The organism is Acetivibrio ethanolgignens (genome assembly GCF_001461035.1).
GTDB lineage: Bacteria > Bacillota > Clostridia > Lachnospirales > Lachnospiraceae > Velocimicrobium > Velocimicrobium ethanolgignens.
Genome location: NZ_LNAM01000190.1, coordinates 1 through 16,625, shown reverse-complemented (window position 1 = coordinate 16,625; position 16,625 = coordinate 1). Strand labels below are relative to the sequence as shown.

General features: G+C 45.7%; 18 protein-coding genes and 1 tRNA gene. 9 read left to right on the top strand and 10 right to left on the bottom strand.

Annotation, left to right across the window (positions count from 1 at the left end; genetic code table 11):
• The first annotated feature begins 104 nt into the window (after positions 1–104).
• Both ASU35_RS14945 and ASU35_RS14940 read left to right on the top strand, forming a co-directional pair.
• Positions 105–2,441 carry an ATP-dependent helicase gene (locus ASU35_RS14945; protein ID WP_058353784.1) on the top strand — a complete coding sequence of 779 codons (2,337 nt, stop codon included), beginning with the start codon at positions 105–107 and terminating at the stop codon, positions 2,439–2,441.
• Positions 2,442–2,521: 80 nt separating this feature from the next.
• Positions 2,522–2,779 carry a hypothetical protein gene (locus ASU35_RS14940; protein WP_058353783.1) on the top strand — a complete coding sequence of 86 codons (258 nt, stop codon included), beginning with the start codon at positions 2,522–2,524 and terminating at the stop codon, positions 2,777–2,779.
• An 80-nt stretch (positions 2,780–2,859) separates the two neighbouring features.
• On the opposite strand, the gene ASU35_RS14935 is transcribed toward ASU35_RS14940, so the two are convergent.
• Genes ASU35_RS14935 through ASU35_RS14905 form a run of 7 tightly spaced genes read right to left on the bottom strand, consistent with a single transcriptional unit; the run spans position 2,860 to position 9,008 of the window.
• Positions 2,860–3,969: an ABC transporter substrate-binding protein gene (locus ASU35_RS14935; protein WP_058353782.1), complete on the bottom strand. Its 1,110-nt coding sequence runs from the start codon at positions 3,967–3,969 to the stop codon at positions 2,860–2,862.
• A 17-nt stretch (positions 3,970–3,986) separates the two neighbouring features.
• Complete coding sequence (locus ASU35_RS14930) at positions 3,987–4,766, bottom strand: ABC transporter ATP-binding protein (RefSeq protein ID WP_058353781.1); 780 nt, start codon at positions 4,764–4,766, stop codon at positions 3,987–3,989.
• A complete protein-coding gene (locus ASU35_RS14925) occupies positions 4,756–5,781 on the bottom strand; it encodes a FecCD family ABC transporter permease (protein WP_058353780.1) in 1,026 nt (341 codons plus the stop codon). Before ASU35_RS14925 ends, ASU35_RS14930 begins: the two co-directional genes overlap by 11 nt.
• Entirely contained in the window at positions 5,778–6,521 is a 744-nt protein-coding gene (locus ASU35_RS14920; protein WP_058353779.1) for a DUF364 domain-containing protein, read from the bottom strand. Before ASU35_RS14920 ends, ASU35_RS14925 begins: the two co-directional genes overlap by 4 nt.
• A complete protein-coding gene (locus ASU35_RS14915; RefSeq protein WP_058353778.1) occupies positions 6,505–7,068 on the bottom strand; it encodes a nucleoside-triphosphatase in 564 nt (187 codons plus the stop codon). The genes ASU35_RS14920 and ASU35_RS14915 overlap by 17 nt, the downstream gene beginning before the upstream one ends.
• Positions 7,065–8,057: an XdhC family protein gene (locus tag ASU35_RS14910; protein ID WP_058353777.1), complete on the bottom strand. Its 993-nt coding sequence runs from the start codon at positions 8,055–8,057 to the stop codon at positions 7,065–7,067. The genes ASU35_RS14915 and ASU35_RS14910 overlap by 4 nt, the downstream gene beginning before the upstream one ends.
• Before the next feature lie 18 nt (positions 8,058–8,075).
• The gene (locus ASU35_RS14905; RefSeq protein WP_058353776.1) at positions 8,076–9,008 is read right to left on the bottom strand and encodes an NTP transferase domain-containing protein; all 933 of its coding nucleotides are present in this window, start codon (positions 9,006–9,008) and stop codon (positions 8,076–8,078) included.
• Positions 9,009–9,181: 173 nt separating this feature from the next.
• On the opposite strand from ASU35_RS14905, the gene dpsA reads away from it, so the two are divergent.
• Genes dpsA through ASU35_RS14890 form a run of 3 tightly spaced genes read left to right on the top strand, consistent with a single transcriptional unit; the run spans position 9,182 to position 10,932 of the window.
• Complete coding sequence (gene dpsA, locus ASU35_RS14900) at positions 9,182–10,051, top strand: dipicolinate synthase subunit DpsA (RefSeq protein ID WP_058353775.1); 870 nt, start codon at positions 9,182–9,184, stop codon at positions 10,049–10,051.
• 2 nt (positions 10,052–10,053) lie between these two features.
• Positions 10,054–10,641 (top strand): dipicolinate synthase subunit B, encoded by a 588-nt coding sequence (locus ASU35_RS14895; RefSeq protein ID WP_058353774.1) that lies wholly within the window; start codon positions 10,054–10,056, stop codon positions 10,639–10,641.
• Between the two features lie 39 nt (positions 10,642–10,680).
• On the top strand, positions 10,681–10,932 hold the full coding sequence (locus ASU35_RS14890; RefSeq protein ID WP_278278081.1) for a DUF1294 domain-containing protein: 252 nt from the start codon (positions 10,681–10,683) through the stop codon (positions 10,930–10,932).
• Here the strand turns inward: ASU35_RS14890 and asnB are convergent.
• Positions 10,897–12,753 (bottom strand): asparagine synthase (glutamine-hydrolyzing), encoded by a 1,857-nt coding sequence (gene asnB, locus ASU35_RS14885; protein WP_058353773.1) that lies wholly within the window; start codon positions 12,751–12,753, stop codon positions 10,897–10,899. The two genes, ASU35_RS14890 and asnB, sit on opposite strands and share 36 nt — an antisense overlap.
• A 128-nt stretch (positions 12,754–12,881) precedes the next feature.
• On the opposite strand from asnB, the gene holA reads away from it, so the two are divergent.
• The 3 genes from holA to ASU35_RS14870 all read left to right on the top strand — a co-directional run bounded on the left by holA (position 12,882) and on the right by ASU35_RS14870 (position 14,552).
• A complete protein-coding gene (gene holA / locus ASU35_RS14880; protein ID WP_058353772.1) occupies positions 12,882–13,862 on the top strand; it encodes a DNA polymerase III subunit delta in 981 nt (326 codons plus the stop codon).
• A gap of 20 nt (positions 13,863–13,882) precedes the next feature.
• Positions 13,883–13,968 (top strand) — tRNA-Ser (locus ASU35_RS14875).
• Between the two features lie 26 nt (positions 13,969–13,994).
• Positions 13,995–14,552, top strand: coding sequence for a manganese efflux pump MntP (locus ASU35_RS14870; protein WP_058353771.1), 558 nt, complete (start codon positions 13,995–13,997; stop codon positions 14,550–14,552).
• Here the strand turns inward: ASU35_RS14870 and ASU35_RS14865 are convergent.
• Positions 14,541–15,146 (bottom strand): ATP-binding protein, encoded by a 606-nt coding sequence (locus tag ASU35_RS14865; protein ID WP_058353770.1) that lies wholly within the window; start codon positions 15,144–15,146, stop codon positions 14,541–14,543. The two genes, ASU35_RS14870 and ASU35_RS14865, sit on opposite strands and share 12 nt — an antisense overlap.
• A 112-nt stretch (positions 15,147–15,258) precedes the next feature.
• Here ASU35_RS14865 and ASU35_RS14860 point away from each other — a divergent pair, with 112 nt between their 5' ends.
• Positions 15,259–15,942, top strand: coding sequence for a Crp/Fnr family transcriptional regulator (locus tag ASU35_RS14860; protein ID WP_058353769.1), 684 nt, complete (start codon positions 15,259–15,261; stop codon positions 15,940–15,942).
• A 133-nt stretch (positions 15,943–16,075) separates the two neighbouring features.
• On the opposite strand, the gene rpsT is transcribed toward ASU35_RS14860, so the two are convergent.
• Positions 16,076–16,339, bottom strand: coding sequence for a 30S ribosomal protein S20 (rpsT, locus tag ASU35_RS14855; protein WP_058353768.1), 264 nt, complete (start codon positions 16,337–16,339; stop codon positions 16,076–16,078).
• Between the last annotated feature and the right edge of the window lie 286 nt (positions 16,340–16,625).

The window sequence follows — 16,625 nt, the reverse complement described above, 5'->3', positions numbered from 1 at the left end:
TGTAAAGAAGAAAATGCAAGAAATCTTCCTTGAACAAGTCTCTGAAAAATGGTATACTCTAAACATATATTCGAATGTAAAATAAATCAAAAGGATGAAAAAAAATGGATACTATACTAAATGGTTTAAATACGGAACAAAAAAAAGCCGTTCTCCACAGGGACGGTCCCCTTTTAATTCTGGCAGGTGCCGGTTCTGGAAAGACAAGGGTACTGACCCACCGTATCGCCTACCTGATTAGCGAGCATGATGTCAACCCATGGAGCATCCTGGCTCTTACCTTCACCAACAAGGCAGCCAAGGAGATGCGGGAGCGTGTCGATAAAATCGTGGGCTACGGCTCAGAAAACATCTGGGTCAGCACCTTCCACTCTACCTGTGTACGGATTCTACGCCGCTATATTGAGGCTCTTGGCTATGATAGAAGCTTTACTATCTATGACGCGGATGACCAGAAGACCCTGATGAAGGAAATCTGTAAATACTTAAATATTGATACCAAAAATATCAAAGAGCGTTCCATCCTATCTGCCATTTCCTCTGCTAAGGATGAGCTGGTTTCCCCCGAGCGGTACGCTCTGAACGTACGCGGTGACTTTGTAAAGGAAAAATACGCCCAGGCCTACCATGAATATCAGAAACGTCTGAAGGCTAATAACGCTTTGGATTTTGATGACCTTATTTACAAAACAGTAGAGCTGTTTGAGAATCATCCGGACATCCTGGAATACTATCAGAACCGCTTTCTCTATATTATGGTAGACGAGTATCAGGATACCAATACCTCCCAGTTCCGTCTGGTGAGTCTCTTGGCCTCCAAATACCGTAATCTGTGTGTAGTAGGTGATGACGACCAGTCGATTTATAAGTTCCGTGGTGCCAATATACATAATATTTTAAACTTTGAAAAGCAGTTTCCGGATACTCTGGTAATCAAGCTGGAGCAAAACTACCGCTCTACCAAGATCATTTTAAAGGCTGCCAATGCTGTCATTCACAATAATATAGAGCGGAAAGATAAAGCTCTCTGGACCGATAATGAAGAGGGTGAGCTGATTTCCTACTGCCAGTTTGACACCGAATATAACGAAGCAGACTTTGTGGTAGAAAGTATCCAAAAGGAGACCTCTGACCATGGCCGGGCCTATTCGGATTTTGCCATCCTCTACCGCACCAACGCCCAGTCCCGTATCTTTGAGGAAAAACTGGTACGGAACAATATACCTTATAAAATCGTAGGTGCTATCAACTTCTACGCCCGTAAAGAAATCAAGGATATGCTGTGCTATTTAAAAACAATTGACAACGGCCAGGATGATATTGCCGTCAAGCGTATTATTAATGTTCCTAAGCGTGGTATCGGTCTGACCACGATTGATCGTGTTTCTGATTATGCCTTCCGCAATGAAATGAGCTTTTACGAAGCTCTCCGCCATGCCTCCCAGATACCAAGCATCGGCAGAGCCTTAGGAAAGCTTGAGTCCTTTGTCAGCCTGATTGAGATCCTAAAGGGCAAAACAAATGACCCGGCTTATTCCCTTGAGGATTTAATGAAGGAGATTTTGGATGCCACCGGCTATGTTGACGACTTAAAAGCAGAGGAGACAGTCGAAGCCGAAAGCCGTCTGGAAAATATTGATGAACTGTTAAACAAAATTGTTGCCTTTGAGGAGGCTGCTGATGAACCGCCGACCCTAAGTGAATTTTTAGAAGAAGTCGCTTTGGTTGCTGATATTGACAGTCTGGAGGACAGCACCAACGTTGTCGTTTTAATGACTCTCCACAGTGCCAAGGGACTGGAGTTTCCATATGTTTATATGTGTGGCATGGAAGACGGCATTTTCCCAAGCTATATGACCATCGTTTCCGATGATCCAACCGAGGTTGAGGAAGAGCGGCGGCTTTGCTATGTCGGTATCACCCGTGCCAGAGAACGTCTTTTCCTTAGTGGAGCCAGACAGCGTATGCTTAGGGGCGAGACACAGTTTAATAAGCCCTCTCGCTTTATCCATGAGATACCACGCTATCTGTTAAAGCAGAATGGGTCTTCTCTTCCACCACGGTTTGGTTCCCGTCCTGCTGGCAGCAGCTTCTCCGGAACCAGTCTTCCAAAGGGAAAGCTGACACCAAGCGGCGATGGAGGCATATTCGGAAATAACCCTTTTATTCAGAAAGGTGTCGGTAACCTTAACCGGCAAACGAGTCCGGATTCTTCTATCTTTGACAAGCCTAAGCCACGAAGAGTAACCCCAACGGCAGAGCCTGTCTCCGGCAGCACCCCTTCCTATCAGGTGGGCGACACGGTAGAGCACAGCCGCTTTGGTATCGGCATTGTATCAGAGCTTAACAAGCTTCCGAATGATTATGAGGTCACTGTCGACTTTGTGAACAGCGGTACGAAAAAGATGCGTGCTTCCTTTGCAAAATTGAAGCAAATATAAAATTTTTAAAAGCTATAGTAAAAAACCTCAAAAAGTGATATAATGATTTTATACCTATAGTATGGAAAGGACGTGTTATTATGAGTAATAAACTGGAGGATTTATTAAATGCAGCAAAATTAAATGAACTGATTCACAAAAAAGAACTGGAAGAGGAAAAAAAGTCCTGCATTATCTGGATTCTTGCTGTCATCGGTGCAGTTGCTGCAGTTGCTGCTATCGCTTACGCTGTATATAAGTACTTCATTCCTGACTATCTGGAGGATTTTGAAGACGACTTCGATGACGATTTTGATGACGATTTCTTTGATGATGAGGACACCTCTAAAGATGAATAAGACAAATAAAAAAAGACTGTTCTTAATTTTACACCAACTGCCAGATTCTTTCGAGATCTGGCAGTTGGTGTTTTGCATTTTTAAGGAAGTGCATTGGCGATAAGGGCCTGATACATCTCATCGGTCAGATCGCAGTCATAGAACAGCTTATAGTATTCGGTAATTTTTTCTTGAAGGTCATATTCAGTATACTCCGGATACAGCAGCTCACCCAGCCACAGCATACCTAAATACCGCTGTACTGAAGGAGGAGAGGATAGCCAACCATAAGGGCCGTAAGGGGTTTTATAATACTTGCCTTCCGTTACAGCCTTGATGCTCTTCCATTCTTCTGCTGCAGCAATATCAGCGTAACAGCTGTCCGGAGCAAAGATAATCACATCCGGATTCCATACCATAATCTGTTCCAAATCTACCTCATTACCTGCACCACTAGAGACCACATCCTCTACAACGGCCAAGTTATTGCCCATCAGGTTCAATGTTTCTGCATGGAAAGACCCCTGGGCAATGACATTGACACCCTTGTCTCCCAGACAGTAAAGGATGCTCTTTCGGGCGTTGTCAGCATCTACCTTTTCCATCATAGCTGTCATACTGGCATAGGTATTTTCACACCACCGGGCCAGTTCTTCTGCCTTCTCCTCCCGATCCAGCAGCTTACCCAGTGTACGATAAGCTTCCGGGGCAGTAGCTACGGTTGCATCAATGTGGATAAAAGGGATGCCAGTCTGCTCGGTCAGGGCATCCAGATCCTCGACAATGCTGCCTTTGGGCTCGCCGAGGTCAATAACCACATCCGGACTCACTGCTAGCAGAGCTTCCAGATCCAATTCTCCCTTGCCGCCATAAAGCTGACCAATTTCGGTCTTTTCAAAAATGTAGGCAGGCAGATACTGAGCCGCATCCTCGGAGTAGGCATTGCTAACACCTACCAGCATATCACCTGCCAGGGGCAGAATGTAGACCTGGGATAAAGGCCCGGAAATGGCTATAGTCTCAATCTTTGCAGGCACTGTCACGGTCCTGCCTGCAGAATCGGTAAACTCCTGGGTGGCAGAGCTAGCTTCTGTAACAGTTTCGGCAGGTGCCGGAGTGGTTTTCTCATTCTGTTTACCATCTCCACATCCGGTGAACACTGTTAGGCTCATACAAACTGCCATAATCAAGGTTAGAAATTTCTTCTTCATTTTGTTTCCTCCTAAGTTTATACTATAATGGTTTTTGGAATGCAGATTCGTGCACAATCCTGATACAGACTCACCACCTCAACATCGACACCATAGAGAGCCTGCATCGTTTCCTGTGTCAGCACATCTCCCGGCTTTCCTTCGTTTAATACCCGGCCTTTCTGAATGGTCAGAATCCGATCGGAGAACATATAGCTCTGCTCCGGATGGTGAGTGGTTTGGATGACGGTGTAGCCTTCCCGGGCCAGATTCTGAGCCTGCTCCAGCACCAGCAGCTGATTGCCAAAATCCAGATTCTCGGTGGGCTCATCCAGCATCAGGATGGGTGCATTCTGTACCAGTGCCCGGGCGATTAGCACCAACTGCTGTTCGCCGCCGGACAAACGATGAAAGCATCGGTCGGACAGCCGGGAAATACCTACCTTATCCATGGCCCAATGGCAGATTTCCGTATCCTTTTTGCCTGGACTCTGAAAGGTGGAAAGGCCGCTGGACCGGCCCATCAGAACAATATCAAAAGCACTGTAATTGAAAATCGGATGGCTGGACTGGGGAATATAGGCAATATGCTTTGATAACTCCCGAACAGAAAAGCTGCGGGCATCCACCCCATCTACCAAAACCTGTCCGGTATAGCCGGACAAAAGACCCAATACGCAACGAAACAACGTGCTTTTTCCGACTCCATTGGGACCGAGAATTGAGAGAACCTCTCCCCCTTCCACCTTGAAGCTAATATCATGAAGGACGGGGCGATCTCCATAGGAAAAGTTCAGATTTTTGACCTCAATGCTCATAATGTTCCCTCCTTCCGGTGATGAGCCACAGAAAAAACGGTGCACCAATGAAGGATGTGAGAATCCCAATGGGAATGCCGGCAGCAGTGGCATTTCGGGAAACATTGTCCACAATCAGCAGAAAAATACCGCCGCCTAGCATGGAGGCAGGCATCAGAAAACGGTAGTCAGAACCTACCAGCCGCCGCATCATGTGGGGAATCACCAGTCCCACCCATCCAATCATTCCGCTGACGGATACTGCAGAAGCAGTGACCAGGGTAGAGCAAAGGATAATCCACAGCCGAATTCCGGGTGCATCGACACCCATAGCTCGGGCCTCGTCATCGCCCATAGTAATGACATTCAGCTGCCAGCGTATCAGTAGCAGCGGAATCAATCCTGCCAGCATGGGCAACAGGACAAAGAGAATGTCCCCCCACTTGGCACCGCTAAGGCTGCCCATAAGCCAGTAGGTAATTTGGGGCAGCTGATTGTTAGGGTCAGCCACCAGCTTCAGAAAAGAGGTCCCCGACTGAAACAGAGAGGATACCATGATGCCTGCCAGTACCAATCCCAATACCCGGTCTCCTTTGGCGTGACGGCTGATGATGAACACCAGTGCTACAGTCAGCAGGCTTGCGGCGAAGGCTCCCAGGGTAATCCCCACACTGGAAGCTCCCAGTAAAATGGCCAGGGCTGCACCAAAACCGGCACCGGCAGAAGCCCCAAGGATATCCGGAGATGCCATGGGATTCTGGAAGACGCCCTGATAGCTGGCACCTGCGGTAGCCAGGCAGCAGCCTACCAGCACACTGAGAACCACCCGTGGCAGACGGATGTTCCACACCGCAGTCTCCACTTGTTCTGTCCAAAAAGGAGATACAGGAAAGCCAAGCTTGCTGCCCAGTACCCCCAGAAGCTCCCTCAGGGAAACAGGATACCGTCCCAGGGTAAAAGAACCAAGAATACACACTGCCAGAGCAAGAAGCATTATTCCCACCGTACGGCGGTGCTTTCTTTCAATTTCCTTCATAGGCATTCCCTCCTCAGAAGGAAGGGTATGCCCATGGAATAGGGTGAACCGGGAATTTCATGGATGATTTTAAGCTTCATCCCCTCCATATCGGTGATGACCAGTCCAGCAATACGGTCAATGCCCAGTTCCAGAAGACCGGGACACATAGGGCAGCTGGGCCCTACCAGAATGGTATAGGCATCTTTGCTTAGCTCCAGCAGATGGGGCAGGGTCTTATTCACCAGGGTGCTGGCAGTCATGATCACCACATCGCACTGAGGCAGCAGCCAGTCGCAGGCAGTGTCCAGATAATCTCCAGGCTGGGGGCTGCGTTCCAAAATCCGCACGCTGGCAGCCTGTGCATAGATAGATTGAAGCATATTCAGATGTCCTACCACACCGATGTGCTTTCCGCATAGATCCAGTCCGTCGGTGCAGTAGTTATCAAAAGGCTCGTAAGCGTCAAGCTGCTCCAGCCGTGCCGGAGTGTTGTAAAATGCATTAATGGCAGCCATGCCAAAGCCTGCTTCCGTCAGATTCCAGCTTTTTGCAGCCTCAGCCAGTTCCCGAAGAGGCATCCCGGTATAGTCACTGGAAAGCATCTTGGGAACGGTATCCCCCAGGGTGGTCATAGCCATGCCAAAAGAGGAACCGGTCTCCACCGCCGTCCAACAATTGCCCCTCATCGCATTCATAACAACAGCGTTCTCCTGGATACCCTGGAGCAAAACGTCATACAGCTCAAAAAAGTTCTTCATGAACATACACCTCCGCCCATTGCTTTGCCAAAAGCAACGCATTTTCATCAAACCGATTACAGGTATACAGCAACGTTTCTTCATCCTCCTGCAGCCATTTTCGTAGCTGGTTCGCTGCTGTCTTGTATTCTTCGGATAATCCCAGTGCCTGAATCAAAGCATTTGCCGGCCCTTCTCCCTTCATTACCCCAAGGATGGGAACATCCCTTGTCAATGCCTCTTTCAAAGAAGCTGCAAACTCCGTGCAAAGTAGCTCTATGCCGCCAATCTCATCCAGTACCAGAAGGTCCCCTCTCAAAGAAACTGCTCCCAGTGTCTTGAAAACTGCCATGTACATCTCCGGGTGCCCGGAAGAGAAATCCAGAAAGACTTCTTCTCTGCCGCTGCTAAGATCCAGAAGAGAAAAAGAGACCAGCTTGCCCTGCTCGTCCCGGATCCGCCGGGTGAGAAAGCCGCAACAGCTGCTGATCTTATTTCCAAGAGCCTGCTCAATTGCCGTGCTTTTTCCGCAGCCTATAGCACCGGTAAGAAACAGGCGCCGTTTCACAGGCCGTTCCTCTCTGCCCGATGAAGGATCATCTGAGCAGCGATGGAAACGGCGATTTCCGCCGGAGTCTCAGCCTTGATATTCAGGCCGATAGGGGTGGTGACAAGAGCCAGTTCTTCATCCAGCAGACCATACTCTTCTTTTAACGTCTTGCGGACACCTGCTGCCTTAAAGACACTTCCAATAACACCACAATAAGCCGGGCAGCAGCGGAGTACCTGAGCCTGTACCAAAGTATCATAGGCATGGCCCCGGGTCATGACACAGACATAATCCTCGCTGCCAATAGTACAGCAATCGGAAATCCTGCAAAAATCTCCCAAAATGATCTCTTCCGCCGCCGGGAACAGATTGGGCCTGGTAAACTCCTTTCGGTCGTCCATAACCACACACCGGAAACCCACATGCGAAAGGACAGGTACCAGTTCCTGGGCCACATGACCACCGCCAAATATGTAGACCCTGCCAGAGGTGTTAATCTGCTCAATGTAGAGGTCTTTTCCATCCTCCTGAACACGGTGAGGATGCCGGGTCAGATGTTTCGCCAAAGCTTCCTCAGATTTCTCTGCCAGGAAAAGTTTCCCCCCTGCTGCAATATCGGAGATAAGCCAAAGGTCCTCTCCCTTGGCAAACCGCCTCTCTGCTTCCTCTGCCAAAGCTATTAGACTGGAATCTCCAGTTGGAATATAGTGGAAGAATACATTGCATGTACCACCGCAAATCATACCCAGATTCTGTACATCATCCTTGGTCAGGGTAAAATCATGACCATAGGAGCTTTTGTTTTCCAGAACCGTTTTGGCAATAGCTTCAGAACGGTATTCCACTGCACCTCCGCCGATAGTGCCGCAGATACGCCCCTGCTTACCAATCAGCATCCGTGCCCCGGCTCCCCGGGGTGTAGCACCGGAGGAGGCTATAACGGTTACCAGCACCAGATCTTCTCCTGCTACAAGTCTATCTTTCATTGTGTTTAGCATATTTCGCATAGAATTAGTCCTCCCTCGTCAATTTACATCAAATTCATCCGAAAAGCATTTTTCATAAAGCAGCTTGGCGTAATTTCTTAGTTCAGTCTGATAATCTAAAAATTTCTTAAGTAGCTGCTTACCCCTGTCAGACAGGACACTGGTTCCTCCAGTTGCTCCACCCTGGCTCCTAAGCAGCAAGGGATAACTAAGCTGAGACTCTAACGTGCGAATCAATGACCAGGCACTAGTGTAAGAGATTTGCATACGTTGGCAGGCAGTTTTCACAGAATTTGTCTCATCCACCAATGCTAACAATGTAGCGGTTTTGCTGTCCAGAAAAATAACCTCTCTTGCCAAAGCAACAGAAATTTCAGGCCGCACCAAATGAGCATTGTGGTACTCCAGCAAGGATGTAAAATCCCCTGGTGTATCCGCATCCTTCAAAGTACCGGGATCCTCCACATCCACGAAGGTAAGCTCCACACTACAACGAGACATGGCCCCTCTTAGCCCCATTTCACCGGTATCTTCTAAAAGCTCCGGAACCAGCTCTGCAGAAATAGCAACGGGATGTCCTCCTTTCCCCTGGCACCGGGGTAAAATAAGAGGTGCCGCAGGAGTCATCAGTTTGCTTACTGTATGAGCTGTAAATAACGGAACATCTACGGGAGTGAATAGCACCCGGTCACATTTATCCTTCAGATATTCCAATCCAATTTTGACCGAATCGAACATCTGGGTAGTTTCATACTGTTCATTTCTTAGGAAAATAATACCGTTGCCGGACAGATGCCGTTCCAACATCGTTGCATTAAAGCCTGTCACCATAACAATTTTTGTAACACCTGCCTGATGAAAGGTCGCAATAATCCGCTGTGCGGCAGAAATAGAACCAATATTCATCATTGGCTTAAAATCACTCATATGGGAAGACATACCTGCCGCAACAATCAAAGCAGCAATGTTCATATTTATGTACCTCGTCTATCACAAATAAGCGAATTGCTTATTTTTATTATTCGTATAAATATTATAGTGAGAATCCTTTATTTTTGTCAATAGGAAATTTTTCAACTTTTTCTCTCCTTCTTCATACAATACCTTATAAATCTATTTGAATTTTCGCAAAAAGAGGGTTCCTTATGTATGATATTTCAGTCATTGGCGGCGACATCCGCCAGATTTATATGATAAAGCGTCTCCTTTCCTGTCATCTTTCTGTAATCGCCTACGGCCTGTCCCATCCACTGATTGAAGGAGCAGTAAGCCAGGGTTCTACTATGGCTGCTGCCATACAGTCCAGTCCCGTCATTATCAGTGCTATTCCTTTTTCCAGTGATGGCTGTATGATTCCTGCCCTTACCTCTTCCTCTGATATGTCCATTTCATGCTTTCTGGACTCGGTTCAAAGCGGGCAGACCGTATTTGCAGGTATGTTTTCCAAGGATATTAAAGAGGCATTGACACAGAAAAGGGTATGCTTTTATGATTTCATGACAAACGATGGAGTAGCCATTTTAAATGGTATTGCCACTGCCGAGGGTGCTATTATGAAGGCCATTGAAAGTGGCTCCGGCAACCTCCACGGAAGCCAGGTGCTGGTTACCGGCTTTGGTCGTTGTGGCAAGGTGCTGGCAAAGAAGCTTTCCGGTCTTGATTGCTGTGTAACCGTAGCAGCCCGACAGGACTGTGACCGCTGTCTTAGCAGGGCCCTGGGATATGACAGTATTTCCTTTGAAGAGCTTCCCCACAGGGTTTCAGACTTCAACTATATTTTTAATACTGTTCCTGTCCTTATATTTGACAGTTCGCTTTTAAAACGGATATCTCCAGAAGCCGTGTTGATTGACATTGCTTCCCGCCCGGGAGGCTTTGATTTTAAGACTGCCAAAAATCTTTCCCTGAATCTCCATCATTTTCTCGGAATCCCCGGAAAGGTAGCTCCAAAAGCCTCTGGCGATATTCTGGTAGATTTTATTTTTCAGACAAATACGCTAAGAAAGAAGGTATAACTATGACAATAGAAGGAAAAAAGGTCGGCTTTGCCATGACCGGCTCCTTTTGTACCTTTCAGAAGGCCTTTGAAGAAATGGAAAGGCTGGTCAATGCTGGTGCTGATGTAACCCCTATTTTTTCTAATTCCGTGCAGGACATCCGCTGTCGTTTCGGCACAACGGAGGAATTCATGAAAAAAGCAGCGGAAATCACAGGAAAACAGCCGATACTAAGACTGGAAACAGCCGAGCCGATTGGCCCTAAAAGTCTTTTAGATATTCTGGTGATTGCTCCCTGCACCGGAAATACGCTGTCAAAGCTTTCCCTCGCCATCACAGACTCTCCTGTCCTGATGGCTGCCAAGGCTCATCTTCGTAATGAAAAGCCTTTGGTCATCTGCATTTCAACCAATGATGCTCTTTCCATGAGCTTTAAAAATACCGGTCTCCTTCTCAACTGCAAACATGTTTACTTTGTTCCTTTCCGCCAGGATAACTATGTAAAAAAGCCAAACTCCATGGTTGCCAATATGAGTCTGATTCTCCCGACTCTGGAGGCTGCTCTGGATGAAAAGCAGCTGCAGCCGATTGTACTTGCCCCGCTGTAGATTCTATGATAAACTACCCCTGGAAAGGGGGTAAATTATGTGATTATCTATTTCATTCTTATAAATCTGGCTGGCTTTGCCGTTATGGGTATCGACAAAGAAAAAGCTATCCACGGGCAGTGGCGGATTCCCGAAAAAACACTCTTTGGCATTGCTCTCCTTGGCGGCTCTGTCGGCTCCATCTTAGGAATGGAGGTTTTCCGGCACAAAACGAAGCATCTGTCCTTCCGTGCCGGAATGCCTGCCATCCTGATTTTACAGCTTACTGCAATCTACCTTATATTCCGTTAGCCAGGTATTAATCTGAATAAAATAGGCGTACATCTGTGGTGCCGCCATCAGCTGTCCAAACCAAGGCCGTCCATAATCGGACGGCTGTTTTAACATACCGAGCACCGCTTCACGATTCAAAATCCATCCAATTGGCTCCTCTTTTCTCTCTAAAAGTCTGATAAGCTCTATTTTTAAGGCTTTTTCATAAGCCGGATCATAGGTTTTCGGATACGGACACTTTTTCCTTCTTAAAACCGCCTCTGGTAAAACCTCTGACGCCGCATCCTTTAAAAGACTCTTTACCTCGCCCTTATGATATTTATATTTCCATGGTACACGATACAGATAGGATATCAGACGATGGTCTGCAAAAGGTACCCTGACCTCCAGACCCGAAGCCATCGTCATACGATCCTTTCTATCCAGAAGGGTTGTCATAAACCATGAGGTATTCAGATAGCTGATTTCCTTCTGTCGCTTTTCTTCTTCTGTTTCCTCTCCTGTCAGCGGTACCCGCCTCATAGTTTTCTCGTACTGGCAACGTACATAGTCCTCCACTGGAGCCTTTCTAAGTAGCTCCGGACTTAAAACCTCCTTTCTAAGCTCCAGATTTTTCGACCATGGAAAAACAGGGTTTTTATATACCTGCTCATCCCGGAACCACGGATATCCTCCAAACACTTCATCTGCACACTCTCCCGACAGGCACACGGTATGGTTCTCCTTAATTTTTCTGGCAAAACGAAGAAGGGAGGAATCCACATCTGCCATTCCCGGCAGATCCTTGGCACGAACTGCCTCATACAGTCCCTCCAAAAGGTCCTCATTTCCACATTCCAGATACCGGTGACGGGAGCCTATGGCTTCCACCATTTTTTCTACATAAGGCCTATCCTCCTCCGGTTGAAAGGAGGAAGCCTTAAAATTCTTCGTATTATCCTGATAATCAAAGGAATAGGTGTCCAGTCGCTTTCCCTGCTTTTTTAAATACCTGGCTGCAACTGCAGATACCACACTGGAGTCTAATCCTCCGGAAAGCAGGGTGCATATGGGTACATCTGATATCATCTGCCGTTCAATAGCATCAAAAAGGATTTCTCTTGTATGCTCCACGGCATTTTCATAATTTTCCTTATTATCTCCCGGCTCCAGCTCAAAGTAACGGCTAAGCTTACATCCGCTGTAATCCACATAAGCCATGTATCCTGGCGGCACCTCATAAATATCCTGATAAACACCGCAGCCCGGAGAACGTGCCGGTCCCAGACCAAATATCTCACAGATGCCATATTCATTGAGCACCGGTTCTACCCTTGGATGCTCTAACAAGCCCTTAAGCTCCGATGCAAAAAGAAAGATTCCATCCTTTACCGTATAAAACAACGGCTTCACACCAAAACGGTCTCGTCCCAAAAAGACGCATCTTTCATAGCCATCCCAGATAGCAAAGGCATAAATTCCATTTAATAGCTCTATCATCCTTTTTCCATATACCATATAAGCAGCTAATACTACTTCTGTATCTGAAGTAGTTTCAAAGAAAAATCCTTCCTTTTCCAGGTCTTTCCTAAGTTCTCTTGTATTATAGATTTCTCCATTATAGACAATCGCATATTCATAGCCTTCTCTGCGTTTTATCATCGGCTGTTTTCCTCTTTCCGGGTCCATAACAGCCAGTCTTGCATGGGAAAAGGCCGCATGCTCACTTACATAAGCTCCAAAATCATCTGGTCCTCTATGTAAAAGCCGCCGCCCCATTTTCTCTGCTATCTGCAAATGATATTCCCTGTTATTAAGCAGGTTTCCTGAGAAATCACAAAATCCACTGATTCCGCACATATTGTCTCCTTCCTTCTTTTTATTTTAAATACCTCTTTTTAAGTATATTCTCCTTCCAAAGAAAATATTAATTTTTCCTTGATTATTTTCTCCTTTCTTAGTACAATAGATAGGCAGGGGGTGTTACAATGCAGAAGATTAAGGAGCATATTAAAAACAACGAATATAAACCCGTCTATCTGCTTTGTGGCACGGAGGACTACTTAAAAAAGCTGTATCAGGATAAGCTGAAGGCTGGGATTTTAGCCGGCAGTGATGATATGAACTACAGCTATTTTGAAGGTAAGGAAACAGAGCCTTTAAAAATTATGGAGGCAGCTGATACCCTTCCCTTCTTTAGTGAGCACCGCCTGATTTGTGTTAAAAACAGTGGTCTTTTTAAGTCCTCTAATGATTTAGCTGATTATCTAAAGACTATGCCCGATTCCACCCATATTGTTTTCGTTGAAAAAGAGGTAGATAAAAGGAACCGTCTTTATAAGGCAGTCAAGGAGCTCGGCTATATTTCTGAGATGAATGGTATGGATGAGCGTAACTTAAAGCTCTGGGTTTCCACCACTTTGAAAGCTAGCGGTAAAAAAATCACCGAAAGCTCTGCCCTTTATTTTCTAAATAAATGCGGCACAGATATGGTGCTTCTTTCCCAGGAGCTGGAAAAGCTTATCTGCTATGCCTATGACCGTGATGTGATTAAAAATGAGGATATTGATGCCGTCTGCACAACACTGGTTACCGGCAAGGTATTCCAGATGATTGATGCCATCGCCTCCGGTCGACAGGGTCAGGCCCTTACCCTTTACTATGACCTTTTAACCCTCAGAGAAAAGCCTCTGTCGATTCTCTTTCTTTTATCACGGCAGTTTAACATCCTGCTTCAGGTAAAGGAGCTTTCTGGCCATGGCTACAACAACAGTATCATTGCCTCCAAGGTCTCCCTACCACCCTTTGCTGTGAACAAATATATCGCTCAGGCGAAGAATTTTTCTAAAACCCGCTTAATCGAGGCTTTAGAAGCCTGTGCTTCGATTGAAGAACAGATAAAAACCGGCCGGCTTAATGAAACCATGGGCATTGAGCTTCTCATCGTAAGCTACAGCCGGAGTGCTTAAAACACAATTTTATAAGCTATGCAGACGTATCGAAGTGGCCATAACGAGCCTGACTCGAAATCAGGTAGCCTTTCGGGGCACGCGGGTTCGAATCCCGCCGTCTGCGTTAAAAAGAGCTAAGGAGCTTCTATCATGGATTTATTTACTCTTTTTACTCTTGCGGTAGGACTTTCTATGGATGCCTTTGCTGTTGCCATCTGTAAGGGTCTGGCCCTAAGAAAATTTTCCCTAAAAAACGCTGCTATCGTTGGCCTTTGGTTTGGCGGCTTTCAGGGACTTATGCCTCTTATTGGATATATTTTAGGAGTTCAGTTCAAAAGCCGCATTACAGCCATTGACCACTGGATTGCCTTTTTTCTTTTAGGGTTTATCGGTGTTAATATGATAAAAGAAGCTATGTCCAGGGAAGAGGAACCAGCAGATGCTTCTTTATCTGCTAAGAATATGCTTCTTCTGGCCATAGCTACCAGTATTGATGCCCTTGCCGTAGGCGTAACCTTTGCCTTTCTATCGGTACAGATTATCTCTGCGGTATCCTTTATCGGTGTAACCACCCTCCTTTTGTCTATAGTCGGTGTTAAGGTCGGAAGTGTCTTTGGAACCCGCTATAGGTCAAAAGCAGAGTTTGCCGGCGGCATCATTCTTATTTTATTAGGTATCAAAATTTTAATGGAACATTTATTCTTCTAAGATACTGCCTTCTGTAGAAAGAGTTATTACCTGCCACGGGAGTCGTTTTCCACTGCTTTCCATGGCTTTTTTTACAGCCATCGTAAGACCGCCACAGCATGGCACCTCCATCCGCACAACAGTTACACTGTTAATTTCATTATTTTTTAAAATTTCACCTAGCTTTTCTGCATAGTCTACCATATCCAGCTTCGGACAGCCTACCAGGGTAATTCTGTTCTTTACAAAGGTATCATGAAAATCCCGGAAGGAAAAGGCTGTACAGTCTGCCGCAATCAAAAGGTCTGCTCCATTAAAATATGGCGTTTTCACCGGTGCCAGCTTAATCTGTACCGGCCAGTTCTTTAATGGCTGCTTCTGTCTTTTATTTTCCAGCACTGCTGCCTCATCGTAGGCTAAAGCTTCTCTTTCTACAAAGCGAATAGCATCCACAGGACAGGCCGGTAAACAGTCTCCCAGACCGTCACAGTAATCATCCCGCATAAGTGTTGCCTTTCCATCTACCATAGAAATTGCTCCCTCATGACAGGCTTTTGCACAAGCTCCACAGCCGTTACATTTTTCCTGGTCTATCTCAATAATTTTTCTTATCATAATAAGTATTCCTCCTTTAATTTCTTGACTTCTGAATTATACTATACTATAATTTCCCTTACAATGATGTTGTATTTCCAACGCTTTTTTGTTTTTATGAAAGGAGACTCTCATGATACCTATTTCCTATCTTTCTGTTTTAAAGCAGTCCTGTCTGTTTCACAATATATCCGAAAGGGAAATCGAAAAGCTTCTGTCCTGTCTTATGCCACAGCTGCGTACCTATCAGAAGGATGAATATATTCTCCATGCCGGTGATCTCTTAAATTCAGCCGGCCTGGTGCTGTCTGGCTCAGTCCATATTCTTCAGGAGGATTTCTGGGGTAATCGAAGCATCATCGGTACAGCCAGACCCGGGGAGGTATTCGGTGAAACCTATGCCTGCACCCCTTCCGAGCCTCTGGCTGTCAGCGTCATTACAGCAGAGCCGGTCAGCGTCCTTTTTCTCAGTGTAGCCAGACTTCTTCACACCTGTCCGTCTACCTGCAGCTATCACAGCCGCCTGATTTATAATCTTCTGGCTCTTCTGGCAGAAAAAAACCGTATGCTGACAAAAAAAATCGAACATATTTCCCGGAAAACCACCCGGGAAAAGCTTTTATCCTATCTGTCCGCCCAGTCCATCAGGGCTGGCAGCCCGGAATTTACCATTCCCTTCAACCGGCAGCAGCTGGCCGACTATCTGTCTGTTGACCGCAGTGCCATGTCCACAGAGCTTTCCCGCCTCCAAAGGGATGGCCTTTTAAGCTTTTCCAGAAATCACTTTATTTTGAAGACACCTGTATTTCCAGAATAATTCGAAAAGCATCTAAAAAAATATTCTTTGCAGTCTGCCGTCATCTTCAAGTCTTGAAAAAATGACGATTTTGTGGTAACAAAAAAAGAACTGCCCACACCTAAGCAGTTCTTTTTTATATTCACACTTTATATTAAGCAATTTTGTTTACAGCTACAGCTAAACGGGAAATCTTTCTAGCAGCTGTGTTCTTGTGATATACACCCTTACTGGTAGCCTTGTTAATCTCAGAAGTTGCATTTGCTAAAGCAGCTAAAGCAGTTTCCTTATCGTTAGCAGCAACTGCTGCGTCTACCTTCTTAATTGCGGTCTTTACCTTAGAACGAATCGCCTTATTTCTGTCTGTTCTTGTCTGAGCTACAAGAATTCTCTTCTTTGCAGATTTAATGTTTGCCAATGTTTACACCTCCAACTTTACTATGGTTTACTTTTATATTGCTGCACCAGACCCGGAGACACGGAACGTTCCAATGCAAACATACTCATTTAGTATAATAGACAAACAAAATTATGTCAATAGGTATTTTTGTTTTTTCAATAAAATCCCCTGAGTTTTGAAGTGAATAAAGATTAATAACCCGGCAGGTGCTTGTAATTGCTGGTATTTTTTTGTCAACTTTATCTATTTTATATATAGCGTAATCTAATGGAATATGTTATAATATCTTATATATCAGTTATTT

Excerpts from the sequence above, each read along its gene's own strand:
- ASU35_RS14945 (WP_058353784.1), top strand. The coding sequence starts at position 105 with ATGGATACTATACTAAATGGTTTAAATACGGAACAAAAAAAAGCCGTT.
- ASU35_RS14940 (WP_058353783.1), top strand. The coding sequence starts at position 2,522 with ATGAGTAATAAACTGGAGGATTTATTAAATGCAGCAAAATTAAATGAA.
- ASU35_RS14935 (WP_058353782.1), bottom strand. The coding sequence starts at position 3,969 with ATGAAGAAGAAATTTCTAACCTTGATTATGGCAGTTTGTATGAGCCTA.
- ASU35_RS14930 (WP_058353781.1), bottom strand. The coding sequence starts at position 4,766 with ATGAGCATTGAGGTCAAAAATCTGAACTTTTCCTATGGAGATCGCCCC.
- ASU35_RS14925 (WP_058353780.1), bottom strand. The coding sequence starts at position 5,781 with ATGAAGGAAATTGAAAGAAAGCACCGCCGTACGGTGGGAATAATGCTT.
- ASU35_RS14920 (WP_058353779.1), bottom strand. The coding sequence starts at position 6,521 with ATGAAGAACTTTTTTGAGCTGTATGACGTTTTGCTCCAGGGTATCCAG.
- ASU35_RS14910 (WP_058353777.1), bottom strand. The coding sequence starts at position 8,057 with ATGCGAAATATGCTAAACACAATGAAAGATAGACTTGTAGCAGGAGAA.
- ASU35_RS14905 (WP_058353776.1), bottom strand. The coding sequence starts at position 9,008 with ATGAACATTGCTGCTTTGATTGTTGCGGCAGGTATGTCTTCCCATATG.
- dpsA (WP_058353775.1), top strand. The coding sequence starts at position 9,182 with ATGTATGATATTTCAGTCATTGGCGGCGACATCCGCCAGATTTATATG.
- ASU35_RS14895 (WP_058353774.1), top strand. The coding sequence starts at position 10,054 with ATGACAATAGAAGGAAAAAAGGTCGGCTTTGCCATGACCGGCTCCTTT.
- asnB (WP_058353773.1), bottom strand. The coding sequence starts at position 12,753 with ATGTGCGGAATCAGTGGATTTTGTGATTTCTCAGGAAACCTGCTTAAT.
- holA (WP_058353772.1), top strand. The coding sequence starts at position 12,882 with ATGCAGAAGATTAAGGAGCATATTAAAAACAACGAATATAAACCCGTC.
- ASU35_RS14870 (WP_058353771.1), top strand. The coding sequence starts at position 13,995 with ATGGATTTATTTACTCTTTTTACTCTTGCGGTAGGACTTTCTATGGAT.
- ASU35_RS14865 (WP_058353770.1), bottom strand. The coding sequence starts at position 15,146 with ATGATAAGAAAAATTATTGAGATAGACCAGGAAAAATGTAACGGCTGT.
- ASU35_RS14860 (WP_058353769.1), top strand. The coding sequence starts at position 15,259 with ATGATACCTATTTCCTATCTTTCTGTTTTAAAGCAGTCCTGTCTGTTT.